This window comes from Allostigmatella hybrida, from assembly GCF_020103775.1.
GTDB classification, from domain to species: domain Bacteria; phylum Myxococcota; class Myxococcia; order Myxococcales; family Myxococcaceae; genus Hyalangium; species Hyalangium aurantiaca.
The window spans coordinates 139,632-157,592 of sequence record NZ_JAHXBH010000006.1 but is presented as its reverse complement, the minus strand read 5'-3'; the positions used below and the strand labels follow the sequence as shown (position 1 = coordinate 157,592).

General features: G+C 69.2%; 15 protein-coding genes and 2 pseudogenes. 10 read left to right on the top strand and 7 right to left on the bottom strand.

Translation table 11 applies throughout. The features are described from left to right. Positions 1 to 168 precede the first annotated feature (168 nt). The 3 genes from KY661_RS13210 (at position 169) to KY661_RS13200 (ending at position 3,226) form a co-directional block, all read left to right on the top strand. Positions 169 to 1,266, top strand: a complete 1,098-nt coding sequence (locus KY661_RS13210; protein ID WP_225410540.1) for a coiled-coil domain-containing protein — start codon at positions 169 to 171, stop codon at positions 1,264 to 1,266. A 188-nt stretch (positions 1,267 to 1,454) separates the two neighbouring features. Beyond that, entirely contained in the window at positions 1,455 to 2,243 is a 789-nt protein-coding gene (locus tag KY661_RS13205; RefSeq protein WP_225410539.1) for a nucleoside 2-deoxyribosyltransferase, read from the top strand. Then, the gene (locus KY661_RS13200) at positions 2,240 to 3,226 is read left to right on the top strand and encodes a 2-oxoglutarate and iron-dependent oxygenase domain-containing protein (protein ID WP_225410538.1); all 987 of its coding nucleotides are present in this window, start codon (positions 2,240 to 2,242) and stop codon (positions 3,224 to 3,226) included. Before KY661_RS13205 ends, KY661_RS13200 begins: the two co-directional genes overlap by 4 nt. A gap of 21 nt (positions 3,227 to 3,247) precedes the next feature. On the opposite strand, the gene KY661_RS13195 is transcribed toward KY661_RS13200, so the two are convergent. Both KY661_RS13195 and KY661_RS13190 read right to left on the bottom strand, forming a co-directional pair. Further along, positions 3,248 to 4,342: a hypothetical protein gene (locus KY661_RS13195; protein WP_225410537.1), complete on the bottom strand. Its 1,095-nt coding sequence runs from the start codon at positions 4,340 to 4,342 to the stop codon at positions 3,248 to 3,250. A 167-nt stretch (positions 4,343 to 4,509) separates the two neighbouring features. Beyond that, positions 4,510 to 5,607: a sensor histidine kinase gene (locus tag KY661_RS13190; RefSeq protein ID WP_225410536.1), complete on the bottom strand. Its 1,098-nt coding sequence runs from the start codon at positions 5,605 to 5,607 to the stop codon at positions 4,510 to 4,512. Positions 5,608 to 5,826: 219 nt separating this feature from the next. On the opposite strand from KY661_RS13190, the gene KY661_RS13185 reads away from it, so the two are divergent. From KY661_RS13185 to KY661_RS13180, 3 genes and pseudogenes are all read left to right on the top strand, one after another. Continuing rightward, a complete protein-coding gene (locus tag KY661_RS13185; protein ID WP_225410535.1) occupies positions 5,827 to 6,378 on the top strand; it encodes a hypothetical protein in 552 nt (183 codons plus the stop codon). Positions 6,379 to 6,426: 48 nt separating this feature from the next. Beyond that, positions 6,427 to 6,565, top strand: a pseudogene (locus KY661_RS37890) (AHH domain-containing protein); the annotation flags it as partial. Then, positions 6,565 to 6,768: pseudogene (locus KY661_RS13180) on the top strand (DUF2019 domain-containing protein); the annotation flags it as partial. The pseudogenes KY661_RS37890 and KY661_RS13180, both read left to right, overlap by 1 nt. Here the strand turns inward: KY661_RS13180 and KY661_RS13175 are convergent. Continuing rightward, positions 6,766 to 8,310 carry a Kelch repeat-containing protein gene (locus tag KY661_RS13175; RefSeq protein ID WP_225410534.1) on the bottom strand — a complete coding sequence of 515 codons (1,545 nt, stop codon included), beginning with the start codon at positions 8,308 to 8,310 and terminating at the stop codon, positions 6,766 to 6,768. The pseudogene KY661_RS13180 and the gene KY661_RS13175 sit on opposite strands and share 3 nt — an antisense overlap. Before the next feature lie 81 nt (positions 8,311 to 8,391). On the opposite strand from KY661_RS13175, the gene KY661_RS13170 reads away from it, so the two are divergent. Continuing rightward, positions 8,392 to 9,933: a sensor histidine kinase gene (locus tag KY661_RS13170; protein WP_225410533.1), complete on the top strand. Its 1,542-nt coding sequence runs from the start codon at positions 8,392 to 8,394 to the stop codon at positions 9,931 to 9,933. Continuing rightward, entirely contained in the window at positions 9,930 to 11,255 is a 1,326-nt protein-coding gene (locus tag KY661_RS13165) for a M16 family metallopeptidase (RefSeq protein ID WP_225410532.1), read from the top strand. Before KY661_RS13170 ends, KY661_RS13165 begins: the two co-directional genes overlap by 4 nt. On the opposite strand, the gene KY661_RS13160 is transcribed toward KY661_RS13165, so the two are convergent. Continuing rightward, the gene (locus tag KY661_RS13160) at positions 11,233 to 12,525 is read right to left on the bottom strand and encodes a tetratricopeptide repeat protein (protein ID WP_225410531.1); all 1,293 of its coding nucleotides are present in this window, start codon (positions 12,523 to 12,525) and stop codon (positions 11,233 to 11,235) included. The two genes, KY661_RS13165 and KY661_RS13160, sit on opposite strands and share 23 nt — an antisense overlap. A 70-nt stretch (positions 12,526 to 12,595) precedes the next feature. On the opposite strand from KY661_RS13160, the gene KY661_RS13155 reads away from it, so the two are divergent. Continuing rightward, on the top strand, positions 12,596 to 12,943 hold the full coding sequence (locus KY661_RS13155; RefSeq protein ID WP_225410530.1) for a hypothetical protein: 348 nt from the start codon (positions 12,596 to 12,598) through the stop codon (positions 12,941 to 12,943). Positions 12,944 to 12,967: 24 nt separating this feature from the next. Further along, positions 12,968 to 13,651 (top strand): phosphoribosylanthranilate isomerase, encoded by a 684-nt coding sequence (locus KY661_RS13150; RefSeq protein WP_225410529.1) that lies wholly within the window; start codon positions 12,968 to 12,970, stop codon positions 13,649 to 13,651. Here the strand turns inward: KY661_RS13150 and KY661_RS13145 are convergent, their stop codons facing one another. From KY661_RS13145 to dapF, 3 genes are read right to left on the bottom strand one after another with little or no spacing between them, the layout of a single operon-like run. After that, positions 13,652 to 15,151, bottom strand: a complete 1,500-nt coding sequence (locus tag KY661_RS13145) for a DUF4388 domain-containing protein (protein ID WP_225410528.1) — start codon at positions 15,149 to 15,151, stop codon at positions 13,652 to 13,654. Positions 15,152 to 15,163: 12 nt separating this feature from the next. Next, positions 15,164 to 17,014 carry a response regulator gene (locus KY661_RS37550; RefSeq protein WP_225410527.1) on the bottom strand — a complete coding sequence of 617 codons (1,851 nt, stop codon included), beginning with the start codon at positions 17,012 to 17,014 and terminating at the stop codon, positions 15,164 to 15,166. A 36-nt stretch (positions 17,015 to 17,050) separates the two neighbouring features. Then, positions 17,051 to 17,902: a diaminopimelate epimerase gene (gene dapF / locus KY661_RS13135; RefSeq protein WP_225410526.1), complete on the bottom strand. Its 852-nt coding sequence runs from the start codon at positions 17,900 to 17,902 to the stop codon at positions 17,051 to 17,053. Between the last annotated feature and the right edge of the window lie 59 nt (positions 17,903 to 17,961).

Genomic DNA, 17,961 nt, shown 5'->3' with positions numbered 1-17,961 from the left:
GTAGGACAAAGGAACACCTCGCCCGGGCCCCGCCGTTCCTCGCCCCCTTTTAACGAATTCCGCCCCGGGGGATACGCCGGGTGCACCGCGGGCGCACCGCTATTGACGTGGCAAGGCGGAACGTTAGGCTGCGGCGCTTTTTTTGCAGTCCCCTTGGAGGTCGTATCCGTGCTGGTCGCACTTATCCTCGTATCCATCGGCTTTGCCATCACGCTTGGCATGCTGCTGTTCGGCTCGAACCGGGCCGCTGTCCTGCCGCCCCCCACCGCCGCCAACGCCAAGAGGGCGGAGCTGTCGGAGGACTCGTCCAAGGCCCGTGCTCGCGCCAACGCAGAGGTGGAGCGCAAGCAGAAGGAGCTCGATGAGCAGCGCGCTCAGCTTCAGGACCTGAAGGAGCAGCTCAAGCAGGCCAAGCGCAAGCTGTTCGAACAGAAGGAGTCCGAGAAGGGCGACCGCGATCTGGCCAAGGCCCGCGCCGAGGTGGAACGTCAGGCGACCGCGCAGCTCGAGGTGGTGCGAGGCGAACTGTCCCAGGCGCTCTCGGAGATCGAGCGGCTGCGCGGTGAGCAGGGCGCGAACCGTCCCCGCCGTGCGCCCGCCCCGGCCCCCGTGGCTGCCCCGGCCGCTCCGGTGGCCGCCCCGGCCCCCGTGTCCGCGGAGCCCGCCGCGGCCGGACAGATCTCCGCCCCCGCCGCCGAGGGTGAGCGCGTGGTGGCCGCTTCCGTCCAGGTGACGCCCGCCGCCGAGCCCGCCGCGGAGAAGGCGCCGCGCCGCTACCGCGAGCTCAACGACGCGGACCGGGAGAAGATGGAGCGGCTGGAGCACACCGCCAACAAGGAGCGCAGCCGCGCGGCGGAGCTGGAGCGCGAGCTGCGCCGGATCAAGGGCCGTGCCGACACCCAGCAGCGCCTCTACACCGCCAGCAAGAGCGAGCTGGACCTGGCCAAGGACAAGTTCAAGGCGCTGGAGAAGCGCCTGAACCGCACGCTGCTCGAGCGGGACTTGCTGCGCCGGGCCATCAAGGACCTGGAGAAGAAGACCGGCATCCTGGCCGAGCGGACCGAGCTGACGCCGGAGGAGGTCGCCGCCAGCGATCAGAAGATCGAAACGGAAGCCCGCGAGCGGGCCGCCGCCGACGCCCAGCGCGCCGCGGCGCAGGCCCAGGCGGAGAGCGAGGCCGCCAAGGCCTCCGAGGCCGCCGCGCCTGCCGCCGACGCCCCGGCCGCTCCGGGCGAGACGGACAAGGCTCCGGTTCCGAACGCCTGAGCGCCCTGATGGGCTGAAGTCACGAAGCCCCTCTTCCCACCCGGGAGGAGGGGCTTCTGTGCGTCCAGGGCTCAAGGTCGCGCCCCATGTGTTGCACGTGTTGCACAAATTCCTGAAAAGACCCCATGTACTTTCAGCACCAAACAGACATATAGCCATTGTCCAGGCAATGCTGGGAGACCCCGCGCATGGACCGAGTGGAGAACCCAAAGAGTGCTCGCATTTATTGTGCGGGCCCCATGGGAGGTGCTCAGGACTTCGCGATGATGCGAGCGCTCTCCGCGATGCTCCGGGAGGCCGGATACAACACCTTCGCGCCGGTGGATGACGGTTTTCCTCTGCTCGAACTCTTCCGCCTCATGGACGAGGCGGGTTGGAGTCCGGAGAAAAAAGCAGAAGACCGGTACTACCTCATGGTGGCCGTGTTTGCCTTCGATCTCTTCAACCTCCTGGAGCATTGCCAGGCAATCGTCGCGAACCTGAGCCCCTTTGAGTGCTGCTCCGTCAACCCTGACTCGGGCACGGTCATGGAATTGTCCTTGGCCTACGCGGCGGGCAAACCGCTGGTCGCCTACAAGGACAAAGACATCCGCTACTTCCCCGTGGGCTCGACCCTCCAGAACGGTTGGGACAATCCCATGATCGTCGGGATGCTGAACAACTTCCACCTGGGCGGCACGGGCTATGTGGCCACCAGCTACCCGGAGCTTCTCCGGAGGCTGGAAGCCGCGCTCGCGCCGACGCCTTCGCCCCCCAGCACGGCGCACCTGCCCGAGCCCATCCGGCGGCGCCTGGAGCTTGGCAGACACGTCCAGGAACTCATGTCGCGCCCCGGCACGCCCGCTTCGAGATTGCAGCAGACCGAGGACATTGCCTCCTTCATCAAGCGCTCCCGCGAGCAGTTCCGCGTGGACCCTTGGAATGGCCACCTCCCTGAGTCCGTCCCCCCCAGAAGTCCCGCAAGGAGCGAGCAATGAGCGAAGTGAGGGTCCTGCACAGGAGCGATGTCCCCTGCCTGGATATTCTGGCCTACCGAGAGAAGGGAGATGCGTCGGGCCAGGTCGAGCGTGCACGGCAGGCGCTTGAGACGCTTGGGTTTCTCGTCCTGGAGCGCTCGCCCATCGATCCGGAGTTGGTGAAACGCTGCTACGCCATTGGCAAGGAATTCTTTTCCCTTCCGCTGGAAAAGAAGCTGGAGATCGACCACCGGTCCGTCGACCAGAAGGCGTTCGGAGACGTGGGGTATTACTCCTACCTGACCGAGACCGCGATGAACCATGCTCAGGCGGATCTGAAAGAGTTCATCCATCTGGGTCCGCTGATCGACGCAGCGCATCCCATGAGCGCGCACTACCCGCTCAATCCGTGGCCCACCGTCCCCACCGAATTCCGTCCGCTGTTCGAGAAGCTCTTCCGGCAGCTCACCGAGTGCGCCCATCTCGTCCTCCGCCTGGTGGGGACGGTGGCGGGCATGGATACCCACGCGCTCGACAACGTGGTGCTGGACGGGAAACACGTCTTGCGGATGCTCCACTATCCCGCCGTGGAGGAGCGCCGGGCCGCGCAAGGCGCCATGCGCGCGGCGCCGCATACCGGCATCAACATGATCGGCCTCCAGCTCCCCGCCTCTCACCCGGGATTGCAGTTCTGCACCCCGGCCGGCGAGTGGGTGGTCCTGGACTCGGAACTCCAGGATTACACAACGGTGAACATCGGGGAGATCCTCGCCATGATCAAAGGCGGAGGCCTTCGGCCGACGCTTCACCAGGTCGTCAACCCTCAGACGGGCACGGACCCGGCGAGCCGCTGGGCCATCGTCTTCTTCTTCGTCCCCAATCCGCTCAAGACCCTGTCCGTCCACGAGGAGAACTCGGGCAACGTGCGGTCGGTCCAGGCCGGCGAATTGCTTCTGGAACGGTTCCGGAAGATTGGAACGCGCGTGGCCCGTACCGACTCGTAAGGGGCCGAGAGGGAGCGCCCCTCACCACCGCAGGCGCGAGCCGATGCCGAGGGTGAGAACGTTCGGGTCGGGGTGAGCGGGCTCCCCCTCGAGGTTCACGTGGTAGCGCACGTCGAGGGCCAGCGGCGGCAGGTCCTTCCAGAAGGGCAGCTCCATCTCTCCGCCCACCGAGGCACCCGCGTGGCGCGACTGGTTGTTGTAGAAGGCCAGCCCCGCCAGGAGGGAGACCCGGGTGGGCCCGAACTCCGTGCCCAGGCGCAGCAGGCCTCCCAGTTGGAAGAGGGAGCGGTTCACCCGGGAGGTCTGCCCGTTGGACACCTCCGTGCGTGAGCCGATGGTGCTGTACCAGGCCGCTTCGGGGCCGAGCGCGGCATGGGAGCCGAGCAACGCCAGCAGGTGGAGCCGCCCTCCCCAGCCCTGGTTGGACTGAGCACTCCCCCGCTCTTGCGCCAGGCCCAGCGCTGCTCCCACTTCTCCCACGAAGTGCTGGCGGGAGACCTCGGGCTCACGAGGCGCCGGCCTGGGTCTTTCCCCCAGGAGCGGCAACGCTCCCGGGTCCCCCTTCTCATAGAGCGTGGACCAGTGGGGCACCAGCAGTCCGATCAACGCGCCGGCGCCCGCGCCGAGCAGCCCCCCGAGCAGCGACCCGATGCTCGCGCAGCCCCCCACGGAGGTCTCACGGCTCTCCTCGGCCTCGCTGCAGAGGACCGCCAGGAAGATTCCTCCCGCCAATCCCCCCACCCCGAAGCCCACCACCGCGCCCTCCTCGGCCGACCGCTTCCTCACCTCCAACCGCTGCACGTCCCCGAGCAGGAGATTCAGGGCGGGCTCGGAGCCGGTCCGCAGCCAGAGCGAGTCCGGCAGCAGGCGGACGACTTCGCCGGCGTGGCGCTGCCCCCCGTCCAGGCCGATGCGCACCTGCATCCCCGGCTTGAGGGCGATGGGCGAGCCTGACGGAGCCGCCGGAGGAAGGACGTCCGCGCTGGGAGCCCGCACCAAAGGAGGCGCGGAGCCCGTGAGCGGCTCCTGGCGCTGGGCGGGTTCCGCGGGTGTGCGCACCTCCTGTCCCCAGGAGGTGTGGAGCGGCAGGAGGCACAAGAGCCAGGAGAAGCGCATGGGCCTTCTTTAAAGGAGTCCCCGCACGGGCTGAAGCCCCGCCGTGAAGGGAAGTGACGCCCCCGGCGTCTGCGAGCGCCAACGGTTTTCCTTTGGCACAGGTGCTTGAAACACTCTTCACGGAGGACGATCGAGCCGTGCGTGAGGCCGAAGCCCTGGCTCCGGACTCAGGTAGGCACGGAGTACGCTCTGGGCAGGCAGACACTGAAGCGGCTCCCCTTGCCCAGCTCGCTCTCTGCGAGGAGCGTCCCGCCCAGGAAAAACACGATGGTCTTCACCACGGCCAGCCCCACTCCCCGCCCCGGGGAGACGTGCTCACTGCGCCTGTACATGTCGAAGATGGCAGGAAGCAAATCCGGTGCAATGCCCCGCCCGGTGTCCTCGACCGTGATGCGCACGCCGCTGCCCGTCTCGCTGGCCCGGACCCACACCGTCCCCACGGCCGTGTACTTGAGCGCATTATCCACGAGGTTTTGCAGCACCTGTCCCAGCAAGAGGCGATCTGTCCTGAGCAAAATCCCGCCGGGAATTTCCTCCTGCAAGCGAATCCCCTTCTCGTCCGCGCGAGGCTGCAGGATGGCCAGAACGTCCTCGGTCACCCGAGAGAGGCTCACCTCCTCCGCCTGGAACTGAAGATTGCCAGCAAGCGCCGCTTCGGTGGCCAGCTGCCCTTCGATGAGCAGCAGCAACCGGCGCGAGGCACGCTCGATGCGATCCAGGTTCTTGGGGCCTCCCTTGGAGAAGGACTCATCCCTCCGGATGAGTTCGACGCTGGCCAGGATCGTGCTCAGGGGGGAACGGAAGTCGTGGACGAGCCGGGCCAGGAAGTCCGACTGCCGCTCCCGGAGCTGCTCCTCCCGGAGCCGAATGTAATGTTCCACCCCTGCCCGGTGCGCTTGATCAATGGCCCCGTGCAAGGTGCTCGCGGCCGCGTTGTTCAGGACGATGCCGGCCGAGTCCAGGACTCCCAGGAACGCATTCCGGAGCGAGTTGTACTCTTCTCCCAGCTCGATCAGGCCGTACCCCAGCTTGAGGCGGCTTTCGCCATGCTCTTCAGCGATCTGTCTCGGAATATCCACGGCGCCGTGCCACACCTGGGCCCAGCCCAGCGCGTCGATGATCTGGTCCACCAAGCCAGGCATGTTGTTCAGGATCGACTGGCGAGAGAGAGACCGCGCAACCGGGCGCTTGCTGACACTCCGGACCCACTCCTCGATGATGGCGTCTCGCTGTCGAAGACACTCTGTTGTGACGGCGGGATCCATAAGCGCTCCAGAGTTAAGGTAATCATCCCGCTTAAAAGAAGGTGGCGGCCGAGCAAGTTGAGGAAGCGGGCTTCCACGGATCGGGAGTGACAATTTGACACGCGAACCGGGGTGGCTTCCGGACATCCCGGGCGTCATCCCTCGTGGACGAGCCGCTTCGCTCCCTTGGCCCCATCCTTGCTTTGAGAGAGGGTGCCTTCACATCCCGGGAGCCTCACCATGGCCGCCTTCTCCCGTCTTCCCCTGCGATCCCTTTACCGATTCGGCATGATTGCCTGCTTCGTGCTCCCCATCGGGTACGCATTTCACGTGGTCTTGGAACCATGGATCCGGAGCTCCTTTCAGGATGCGCACGTCTCCATCATGAAGCCCTCGGCCTTGGAACCGGCCCTCGAGGAGGACTGTTTACCCACCTCCGGGTCTTCCCCGCTCACTGTTCGCCAAACAGGCCCCTTCCACTATGAGATTGACCTCAAAGGCATGGACATGCGCGGCACAGCCTGCGGGACGAGAGGGTACCAGACCGTCCCCGCATTGAAGGATGGCCAGGTCATCGGACTCAAACTTCTCCCCATCCGTCCAGACTCCGTTTTGCTTCAACTTGGCCTGCGCGAGCAGGATGTCATCAGGCGCATCAACAGCATTCCCTTGGACAGCCCAGAGAACGCGCTTGAGGTCTATCTCCAAGCCATAGGCACAACCTCCCGCTTCGTGATTGAGTTGGAGCGGGGCGGGAAGATGTTGCGCCACACCTACTTCCTCAAGAGGTGAGGAAGCAGTCTGTCCGGAGCGGCATCACCCAGAGACGCGCTCGGACAAGCCCTCTACTCGTCCATTCGCTGGAACATCACCGGTTCGAGGAGCCTGACCGTAGCAGTGGTTGAGCAACCAGCCGTACGAAGCCCAACGCAAGTTTGGGGTTCTGGCGATTGAGAATGTTACGAAAGGGTTCTGGTAATGAAGCTGGAGGAACTCGTTAAGCAGTTCGCCGAGAACGTTGCTGCGCAGACCGATGCCCTCTGGAAGGGAGACGCAAAGACAGGGAACAAGCATGCCAAAAGGTATGGCGCCGCATTCGACAAGCTACGGGCCCATGGGGATGCTGGGCGCGATGCACTTGCTGTTCTTTTGAAACATCCGCGCATGGATGTCCGGGTTTCAGTCCCTGGGTAGCGGCACGAAGACGTAGGCGCCCTGGCTCACCCTGGGGTCTCCCTGGCTGTCGTCCAGGCCTCCCGTGACGAGCACGGCGCCATCCGGCAGCACCGTGCAGGTGTGCAGGTACAGCGCGGAGACGAGCGGCTCCTGGCCCAACACCGCCGAGGTCTCGCTCACGGTGGGAATCACCTGCTCCACCAGCGCGGAGCTCACGAGCCGGAAGTTCATGGGCTCCTGCCGGCGGCCACCCGCGACGAACACCCGGCCTCCGGGCAGGCTCTCGGCGCACGCGTCTCCCCGGGCCACCAGTGAAGGTCCGTCCGAGACCCGGGGGGCCGGTGAGCCCCAATCGATGACCTCCGAGACCGGCAGGGCATCCCCGGTGAACACCGGGTCCGCAGGGGAGCCGAAGCCGCCCACCACGAGCAGCCGCTGCCCTCCGAAAGGCGCCACGGCCGCATTGCGCCGGGGATAGCGCAGCTTCACTCCCGAGGAGGACGGCGCGAACGTGGCCCCGTCATAGGTGAAGGTCAGCACCTCGGCGGCCAGTTCCTGTCCGTCCGAGCCTCCGATGACCGCCACGCGCTGGCCATCCGGAAGGGCCGTCACGCTCGCGCCCACCCTGGGCAGCAGCAGCGGCACGGAGAACGTCCGGAGCGCCTGCGGCTCCAGCCCCTCAAGCTCGGGCACCGGCACGCTCCCCTCCCCCACCCCTCCGGCCAGCAAGATCCTTCCGGCGCTGTCGCTCGCGGCCCCGTGGCGGGACCGCGCCCACGCCAGCTCGAAGCCATAGAGCCCCAGGGCATCCGGGTCCCAGACCGCCGCGGTGCGCAAAGGCACCGTGACCCCGGCGATGGAGACTTCCCCTCCGGCCAGCACCACCTCGCCCTCCGGCGTCAACGTCGCCGTGTGAAACGCCCTCCGCGTGAGGCCCTCGTCCTGGCTGGGCAGGTGGGTCAGGGTCCGTGCGCCCGGGTCCAGGACTTCGAACGAGGACAGGGGCTCGGCGTTCCCCGCGCCGTCCATCCGGAAGCCTCCCGCCAGGAGCACCCGGCCGTCCTTCAGGAGCGTCGCGGTGTGCGCGGCCCGGGGCTCGGTGAGCTGCAAGCACTCGCCCGGCCGCTGCGCGTCCTCCACCGGCACCCACGTCTCCACCCGGCGGAGCACCACGCGCACGGGCTCCGAGGGCCCTCCCTCCGCGGGCATCTCGAAGGGCGCCGAGCGCCCCACGGAGACCACCTGGCCCAAGGCGAAGGGCTCTCCCGTGTACGCCCTCACCTCCAGCACCCGCGCCCGCCCCGGGGGCACGGCGGGCACGTCCTCGGGCCGCAGGTCCACGAGGGTGACGTGTTCGAGGGGGGGATCGATGCCCTCGCCCGTTATCCGCCAGAGCAGCCGCGAGGCGTTCTCCAGGGGGGCCCCCCCGGCACACGTGGTGGTGACGAGCTGAACCTGGGGCGCATGCCCCTTCTCCTGCTCCTGGCACGCAGGGGCAAGGGCCAGCAGGGCCCAGGGCAGGGCCTGACGAAAGGGGCGAAGCCGCATGGCGGGCCACCGTATCAGCTTGCGCTCGGGCCAGCGCGAGCGTAGCGATGGGGGTGGGCCGCGGGTCCACCCTCCCTCGTGATGAAGCTCTCGCTCGCCACGCGCATCTTCCTGGGCTACGCCGTGGTGCTCGTCACCTTCGGGGCGGTGTCCCTGTTCAGCGTGGCGGAGCTGCACCGCAATCAGCAGGAAATCCGGCTCATCAGCCAGGGCTACCAGCAGCTCTCCCAGGACGCCGCCGCCCTGGAGACCTTCCACACCAACCAGAGCAAGGACACCGAGCGGCTCCTGGACGAGGAGAGCGTGGAGACGCGGCGGGCCCTCATCCGGCTCGCCCGGGTGTACTACCCGCCCCTGATGGCGCAGCGCATGGCCTCCGCCCAGGACAAGGCCCGCGAGGTGCTCACCTTCGCCCCCGCCGGGGAGATGCCCTTCGTGCGGGAGCTGGAGGCCCGCTTCGGCGAGCTGGAGGCCCAGCACGCCAGCCACGTCCAGAAGGCCGAGGCCGTCTTCACCGCGCTGAGCACCGAGACGCTCAACCGGCAGCAGGTGGCCGAGCTCACCGCCGGCCTGCGGCAGCTGGAGGCCACCATCGGCCGCGAGCTGCGGGTGCTGCGCGCCGCCCTGGACCACCGCATCCGCGAGCGCGTGGACCGCGTCGAGGAGCGCGAGCGGGGCACGGGCCTGGCCATCATCATGCTCTCCCTGGTGGCCATCATCGTGGGCCTGGGCGCCACGCTGCTCTCCGCGCGGACCCTGCGCCCCGTGCGCACCCTCATCGAGGGCGTCTCCCGCATTGGCCGGGGCGACTACACCGCCCAGCTCGGCGTGCAGGGCGAGGACGAGGTGGCGGTGCTGGCGCGCGAGTTCGACGCCATGGCGCGCTCGCTCCAGGCGCGCGAGCTCCAGCTCAAGGCCCAGGCCGAGGCGCTCGCCCGCGCCGAGCAGCTCGCCGCCGTGGGCCGCATCTCCGCGCAGATCGCCCACGAGGTGCGCAACCCCCTGTCCTCCATCGGCCTCAACGTGGAGATGCTGGAGGATGCGCTGGCCCAGGCCTCCTTCAGCTCCCCGGGGGTGGCCCACGAGACGAAGGACCTGCTCACCGCGGTGACGCGCGAGGTGGACCGGCTCACCGAGGTGACGGAGCACTACCTGCGCATGGCCCGGCCTCCCCACCCCACCCTGGTGGCCGAGGACGTCACGGAGATGCTCGGCAGCCTGCTCGACTTCTCCCGGGAGGAGCTGGAGCGGGCAGGCGTCCAGGTGGTGCGCGACTTCGCCCCGGACACCCCCCTGGTCCTCGCCGACGAGGCGCAGCTCCGGCAGGTGTTCCTCAACCTGGTGCGCAACAGCCGGGAGGCCATGCCCGGCGGGGGCCGCCTCACGGTGGCCACCCGGAGCTTCGACACCGAGGTGGAGGTGTCCGTCCAGGACACCGGCCGGGGCATGCCCGAGGCCGTCCGGGAGCGCGTCTTCGAGCCCTTCTTCTCCACCAAGGAGGGGGGCACCGGGCTGGGCCTGTCCGTCAGCCAGCAGATTCTCCAAGCCCACGGCGGCTCGCTTTCCTGCCTGAGTTCACCCGGCCAAGGCACGACCTTCGTGTTAAGGCTTCCTCGCGCATGAGCTTCACACCCCATCGGGACGTCCTGCCCTCCGGGCTTCGCGTCGTCACCATCGAGACCCCTCACCTGCACACCGCCCTGCTGTCGGTGTATGTGCGGACGGGGAGCCGTCACGAGACGCCCCAGAACAACGGCGTCAGCCACTTCCTGGAGCACCTCTTCTTCCGGGGCAGCGCGGGCTGGCCCGACACCGTGAAGATGAACGCCGCCGTGGAGGAAGTGGGCGGCAACCTCAACGGCGTCACCACGAGGGACCACGGCTACTACTACACGCCCCTGCACCCGGACCACGTGGCCGTGGGCATGAACATCATCGGGGACATGCTCACCCGCCCGCGCCTCACGGACATGGAGGTGGAGCGGCAGATCATCCTCGAGGAGATGCTGGACGAAGTGGACGAGAAGGGCCGGGACATCGACATCGACAACCTGTCCAAGCGCCTGATCTTCCCGGACCACCCGCTGGCGCTGAAGATCGCCGGCACGCGCGAGTCCGTCTCCGCGCTCACCCACGCCCAGGTGCTGGAGCACTTCGCCCGCCACTACGTCACCGGCAACATCGTGGTGACCGCCTCCGGCCGGGTGCGGCACACCGAGGTGATGGCCCTGGCCGAGCAGGCCTTCGCGCGCCTGCCCCACGGACTTGCCACCACCGAGGAGGCGCCACCCCCCACCCCGCCGGGCCCGCGCCTCCACTTCGTCACCCACGACGAGTCCCAGACCGAGTTCCGCCTCAACTTCCGCATCGTCCCGGAGCACCACGAGGACTTCCCCGCGCTGCAGATCCTCCGCCGGGTGCTGGATGACGGCCTGTCCTCGCGCCTGCCCTACGAGATCGTCGAGAAGCGGGGCCTGGCGTACTCGCTCAACGCCTCGCTGGATGCCTTCCACGACGCGGGGCTGTTGGAGATCGACGGGGCGTGCGCCCCGGAGAAGGCCTCGCTCGTGGTGGAAGAGGTGCTGCGCGTGCTGGGCACGCTGTGCACGGACCTCGTCTCCGACGAGGAGATGGCCCGCGCCAAGCGCCGGCACCGGATGCTGCTGGAGTTCGCCCAGGACTCGCCCGGGGAGCTGACCGGCTGGTTCGGCGGCACGGAGCTGTTCCGGCGCCCCGAGTCCTTCAACCGCCGGGCGGACATGGTGGATGCCCAGACCGCCGAGCACGTGCGCGACATCGCCCGGCGCTACTTCGCCCGGGAGAACCTCACCGTCGTGGCGGTGGGCCAGCGCAAGGGCCTCCAGGCCCTCCAGCGCGTGGTCGAGGCCGCCGAGGCCCTGCCCAAGGCCGCCGCCCCCGCACTCACCGGCCGCCGCGCAGGATGATGGGGCCCTTGGCCTTCTTCTTCTTGGGCATCGCGTCGGTGAGGGCGGCCTTGATGGAGACGTAGGCCGGGTTGCCCGGCTCCCGCGCGAGCGCCTCGTCGATGAGCTTGCGCCCCCGCTCCAGGTGAATCTTGCTCTCCGCGTACATCTGCGCGAGGGCCACCTTCTCCTCGAGCGAGGCCTCGCCGATGAAGTGGATCTTCTCCAGGGAGGCCATTGCCTCCATCTTGTGGCCCGCGTCCCGGTGGATGCGCCACATGCGCGAGAGCGCCGGGGCGAAGCGGGGATCCGAGCTCAGCGCGTAGCTGTAGTTCTCCACCGCCCCGTCCTTGTCCCCTTGCGCCTCCAGCGCCCGCGCCCGGACATAGAGCGCCCGGGGAAAGCGCGACCGGAGGCGCAGCACCTTGTCCACCAGCGCCTGTGCTTCCTTGTTCTGGCCCAGCAGGAGCTTCGTCTCGGCCAGCATCGCCAGCGCCTCCACGCTGGTGGGCTCCGCCGCGACGAGCTTGGAGAGCAGCGCGTCGGCCTCCGCGGGGCGCTCCAGCCGGTTGAGGATGCGCGCGTGGAGCAGGATGACCTCGGGCCGCGCCGCGTCCTCCTTCGCGAGCGTCAGCAAGTCCTGCTCCGCCTCCGCCGTGAAGCCGCTGTTGAGGAAGTAGCGCACGCGCAGCATGCGCGCCTCCATCAGGCCCGGGTTCTCGGTGATGAGCCGGTCCATCAGCCGGGCCGCCAGCAGCTCCTCGCCCTTGAGCAGGAGGATCTCCGCCTCCACCACCTTGGCGTCCGCGTCGTCCGGGCGCGCCTTCTGGATGGGCTCCAGGGACTTGAAGGCCTCGTCCAGGCTCGCGTTCCGGGCCTGAAGCCGGGCCAGGGAGAGCAGCTCGGGGTCCGTGAGCTGCTGGTTGTCGCGCAGCACCACCAGCGTGGCGATGGCCTGCTCGGTGTGGCCCCCGCGCCGGTACAGGTCCGCCATCTGCTTCTGGATGGTGGGATCATTGCCCGGAGAGATGGCCTCGGCTTCCTTGAGGGCCAGGATGGCGGGCCCCTCGTTGCCCGCGACGCGGTAGGCCTCGGCCAGCAGCAGCAGGGGTTCGATCTCCTCGGTGCGCAGGTTGGCTGCCTCGCGGAAGGAGCGCGCGGCCCGCTCCGGCTGGTGGGCGGCGATGGCGGTGCGCCCCTCGGCGATCTTCGCCTCGTAGCTCTCCGACCGGGCATGCACGGCGGCCATCTCCGGGTCCTTGCAAGCAAGCGGGAGGAGCAAAGACAGCACGGGGGTCAACTTCAGAATTCTCAAACGCATCGCTGAGCGGGAGGGTACCGGATGTTATCCTCTTCCGTCGATGGACCCCTTTGTCCGGCGCCTCGTCGAGAGGCTCCACGATCCCACCCGGCCGCTTTCGCGCAACCGCCACTTCCACACCTTCGATACCCCCGAAGGACGGTCGGCGCTGAAGGTCTCCCGCCGCCTCAAGAGCCTGCAGCGGGACATCCTCTCCTGCTCCCGAGAGGGCCACCGCCCCCGGTTCTTCCGCCATGTGGGCCCCGAAGGGGAGACGCGCATCGAGCTGCTCATGGAGCGCATCCAGGGCCGCCGCGTCTCCCACCTGCAGGATGCCGAGTTCGAGCTGCTTGCTCAGCTGCCAGGCGTGCGCGAGGCTCTGGAGGAGATTCTCGAGCCCGCTGCGTGAGCGGGCTTGTTCCTGGGAGTGCGTGTGGAACCGGTGGCCCGCGTCCGCGTGAAGGTGTGCTGCATCATGTCCGAAGAGGAGGCCCTCCTCGCCGTGCGCCATGGGGCCGCCGCGCTGGGGCTCGTGTCGCATATGCCGAGCGGGCCCGGGGTCATCTCCGAGGAGCGCATCGCGCAGATCGCCGCGAAGGTGCCGCCACCCGTGGGCACGTTCCTGCTCTCCGCCTCCACGGACGTGGACGCGCTGGTGGCGCAACACCAGCGCACGCGGACGAACACCCTGCAGCTCGTGGACAGCCTCCCCGCCGGGCACCTCCAGGCCCTGCGCGAGCGCCTGCCGGGCGTGCGGCTCGTCCAAGTCATCCACGTCACCGGCCCGGCCTCGCTCGATGAGGCGCTGTCGGTGGCGCCGTGGGTGGATGCGCTGCTGCTCGACAGCGGCAACCCCACCCTCGCGGTGAAGGAGCTGGGCGGCACGGGACGGGTCCACGACTGGGAGGTCAGCCGGCGCATCCGCGAGCAGGCCTCCATCCCCGTCTTCCTCGCCGGGGGCCTGCGCCCGGAGAACGTGCTGGAGGCGGTGCGCCAGGTGGGCCCTTACGGCCTGGACATCTGCTCCGGGCTGCGGACGGACGGACGGCTCGACGAGGACAAGGCCTTCCGCTTCTTCCGCGCCCTGGACACGCTCGCGCCCCTCGCGCGGCCCTGATCAGGCGAACGAGGCGGACACGCGCGGCTCGGCCTCGGTGCCCGGCAGGATGGGCGTGGGGCTCAGGGCCTGGATGAGCAGCGTGCGCAGGGCCTCGGTCAGGTCGTCGCCCTGCGCGAGGACGCCCGCGGGGGCGCCCTGGAGCTTCTCCGGCACCACCTCGCCCACCACCACCACCGGGACGCGGATCTCCCACGCAAGGTAGCTGGCCAGCCGGACCGCCCCTTCCGAGGCGTCCATCAGCAGCGCCCCCACCGCCCCCGCGCTGAACGGGCGCCAGAGGGGCCGGGCCGCCTCGGCGGGCGGCAGCACGCAGAAGTCCAGGTGGAGCACCTCGCTCAGCTCCAGGTGCCCCAGCGTCCCGAAGCCGCTCTTCACCGCCGAGGGCTCCGCCGAGACGGCCGCCAGCCCGGGCAGGCGCGCGAACAGGCGGCGCGCCACGGCCGGGCCGTTGCCGCAGACGAACACCTTCGCCGTCACCACCTTCAAGGGGGCCCGGCCCCGGAGCACCCGGCTGCGCAGCGAGTGCATCTCCGCGGGCCCGAGCAGCGGCCCACTGCCCTCGCTCCCGTCCTCCTCGGCCACCCGCGCCACGCCCTTCTGCATCAGCGTGGTGAGCACGCCCAGCACTTCCAGGTCCGTGGCCGGCGCCAGGTCCAGCACCTCGCTCAGGGCGCGCGGCTGGCGCAGCAGGTCCACCACCTGCGCCGTCACCGGGTGCTGGTCCTGCGGCAGGTCCGCGTCCGGGGCAATCATCAGCCGCGTGGTGCGCGCGGGCAGCGCCGGCATCAGCCGGTTCACCTCGTCCGCCTGCCGCATGCCCTCCAGCAGCGCGTCGTCCATGCCCCGGGTGATGCGCGCCCGCGCGGTGTTCGAGCCCGGCGCGAAGGTGAATGTGCCCTCCGTCCAGGCCAGGAGCCGGAACAGCGCCTTCTCGCCCTCGACCCGCCCCAGCCGCGCGTTCGCGGGCCTGCCGTCCGCGACGGTGATTTCTCCGCGCTCGCTGCCGCGCTCCAGGTTGAGCTTCCCGCTGCGCTTGTTCATCCCGAGGATCTGCATCAGGTCCGGGATGCCCAGCTGGCTCAGCGAGCCTTCGATTTCCTGCGTGTCGCTCTTGAGGTCCTTGGCGGCCTCGGAGCGGCGGAAGATGTGCTCGATGCGGCTGAGCACCTCGTCCAGGTTGAAGGGCTTCTTGAGGTGGGCCGCCAGCCGCAGGCCGCGCAGCCGGTCCACATCCAGGTTGGTGGTGGTGAGCACCACCGGGATGTCCTCCGTGCGCGGGTTGGTGCGCAGAATCTGGATGAAGGTGCGCGCCTCCAGCAGCTTGCACCCCTCGTCGAACAGCGCCAGGTCCGGGTGGCGCAGCACGCAGATCTCCAGCGCCCGCGCGCCATCCGGCGCGTAGTGCACCTGGTAGCCCTTCTGGCGCAGGGCCCGGGAGAGCATCCGGACCGCGTCGAGGTCAGGGTCTGCGATGAGGATTTTCCGGACCGGGGCCACGGTGCGCGCTCGCTAGTAGGGCTGCAGGTCGTACTCCGCCTGCAGCTTGGAGATGAGCCCGTCCACCACCGCGGTGTCCGAGGAATGAAAGCCCCACGTCGCCCCCTTCCCACGCCGCTGAATGAGGGCGTAGGAGGCGTGTTCGGAGAGCCAGAAGAGAAACTCGTGCCGGGCCACCCGCTCGTCCCCTTCCAGGAACACGGGCATGAGCGCCGGGTGCGACTCCAGGTCCACCCGGCGGCCCAGCAGGTAGATGCGCGAGGCCAGCTCCGGCGGCGCCGACTCCAGCCCCGCGGCGATGGGCAGGTCCGCGCGAATCTCCGGCCCGCCCACATAGAGCAGGCCGCGCGAGCCGGGATCCCTCATCAGCTCCCGGGCAATCTCCGCCTGGAGCTCGTCGAAGAGGACATCCGCCACCTTGCCCCGGCGCGAGGGCTCCGCGCGCTCGTCCACCGGCAGCTTGGGGCTCGTGGGGCTGCCCAGGAGCAGCTCCACCTCGTCCCAGAAGGGCAACCCCTCCAGGAGCAGCCGCCGCTGGAGCGAGGCCCGGCGCTCGTCCATGCGCCGCCGGCACCGGTGCACCAGCTCGTCGAAGTCCTCCCCGTCCTTGGGGAAGGTGCCCGCCCCGCCCACCAGCGCCAGCGGCAGCTTCGCGTCCACCTCCTGCACGTCCGGCTCGTTGCGCACCGCCGACGTCGCCCGGCGCACGAACATGAGCGCGCCGAAGAAGTCCGTCTCCGGCAGGAGCAGGTAGAACTCCTGGTCGCTCGCCTTGGCGATGACGTCCGAGTCCCGGATGATGCGCGAGAGGGCGCGGATGATGCCGCGCACCGCCTTCTTGGCCTCCGCCGCGCCCAGCCGTGCCCGCACCAGCGGCAGGTTGTCGATGCTGAAGGTGAGCAGCGAGAAGGTGCGCCCGTAGCGCCGCGCCTTGTAGATCTCCTTGGAGGCGTAGTCGGTGAAGTAGCTGAGGTTGTAGGCGGCGGTGTCCCGGTCCCTCAGGCCCAGGCGCTGGAGCGCCAGCATGCGCCGGCCGTTCTTCACCCCCACCGCCGCGAAGTCGCCAATCACCCGCGCCTGGCGCACGTGCTCGTGCTGGAACTCGCCGCTGAGCGGATCCGACAGCTGCGCCAGCCCCATCAGCTCGCCCGCGGCGAACAGCGGCACGTACAGCACCGGGGAGCGCTCCTCGCGCACGCGCCACGGGGCAGTCTCTCGCAGGCGCGCGGCGAGCGGCCCCTCCGGGCGCAGCTTCTCCACCAGGAACTGCCGGTCGAGCAGCCCCCGGTACGCGCGCAGCGTCAGGTCTCCCCGGTCATCCACCACCCACAGGGCCGCGCTCTGCGCGTCGCACACGGCGGCCAAGTCCGCGATGACGCGCTCCTGCAACCCCTCCAGGTCCGGGTACGACAGGAACTCCAGGCAGCGGCGGTGCAGGTTGTGGTCGCGGGCGAACTCGAAGTTCTCGTCGCGCAGCTGGCTGCGCTCCTGGCGCAGCGCCACGCGTTGCAGGGCCCGCTCCACCGCCAGGAACAGGTCCGCCTCCTCGATGGGCTTGGTGAGGCAGTCGGCGGCGCCTGCCCGCAGCGCCATCTCCGAGCCCTTCACGTCCGGCCGGTGGCTGACGAGGAGCACCTCCTGCTCGGGATCCAGCTCGCGCAGCCGCGCCGTGAGCGCGAAGCCATCCAGCCCGGGCATCACCACGTCGGTGATGATGAGATCGAACCGCGTGAGCGCCACCTCCTCCAGGGCCCGCGCGCCGTCCTCCACCGCCACGACGCGGTAGTCCCGGCGCGACAGCAGGTCCGTCACGAACTCGCGGAAGAAGAGATCGTCATCGACGACGAGGATGGGGGCAGCCACGGTGGAGTCGCACTCCGATACGAGGAAGCCGAAAGGTTACCGGGCAGGTGGAATTGTCACAACGCCCTCGAAGACGGCGTCGACCGGCCCCCGAAGGCGGATGTCCGACAAATCCGAGGGAACCCGAATTTGGAGGTCCCCTCCTGGCAGGGTGACGCGCAGCCAGGTGTCCGCGGGGAGGCGTCCGGCCAGCACGGCCGCCGCGGCCGAGGCGCAGGCCCCGGTGCCACACGCCTGGGTCAGCCCGCAGCCGCGCTCCCACACCACGACGGTGAGCCCATCCGGGTCCACCCGGACGAACTCGACGTTGGTCCGGTCCGGGAAGGACGGGTGGTGCTCCAGGACGGAGCCCAGGCGTTCCGCCTCATATAAAGGATGGTCCAGCAGGACGAGGTGGGGGTTGCCCATGCTCACCGCCGTGCCGCGCAGGCCGAGGTGGTCCGGAATCGGCGCCTCGACGAAGGGCTTGCCCGTGGCGCCCGAGGGGAGATTCGGGGCCACCAGGCGGGCAGGCCCCATGGAGATGTCCACCTCCGTCACGCCCGTGGCGTCGTAGCCCGGCACACAGGCGAGGAGGCCCGCGCCCGTCTCGATCTGGATGCGCTCGGGACGGCCGCCCAGGTGGTCCACCAGGTACTTCACGGCGCAGCGCAGGCCGTTGCCGCACATCTCCGCGATGCTGCCGTCGGCGTTGTGCACCACCATGCGCGCCAGGCCCTCCTGGGAGGGAAGGAGCGAGAGGACCCCGTCCGCGCCGATGCCCCGCCGCCGGTCGCACATCCACCGGGACAGCTCCGCGTCGATGTCCACGCCGGTCTGGCGCCGATCGAGCACGACGAAGTCATTGCCGAGCCCGTGGTATTTGAAGATGCGTTCGCGTTCCAACACGGCCCTATCCTAATTCGCGGCCCTGGCCGTGGCAGCGGGATTCCGGGTGTGCCGCTCGC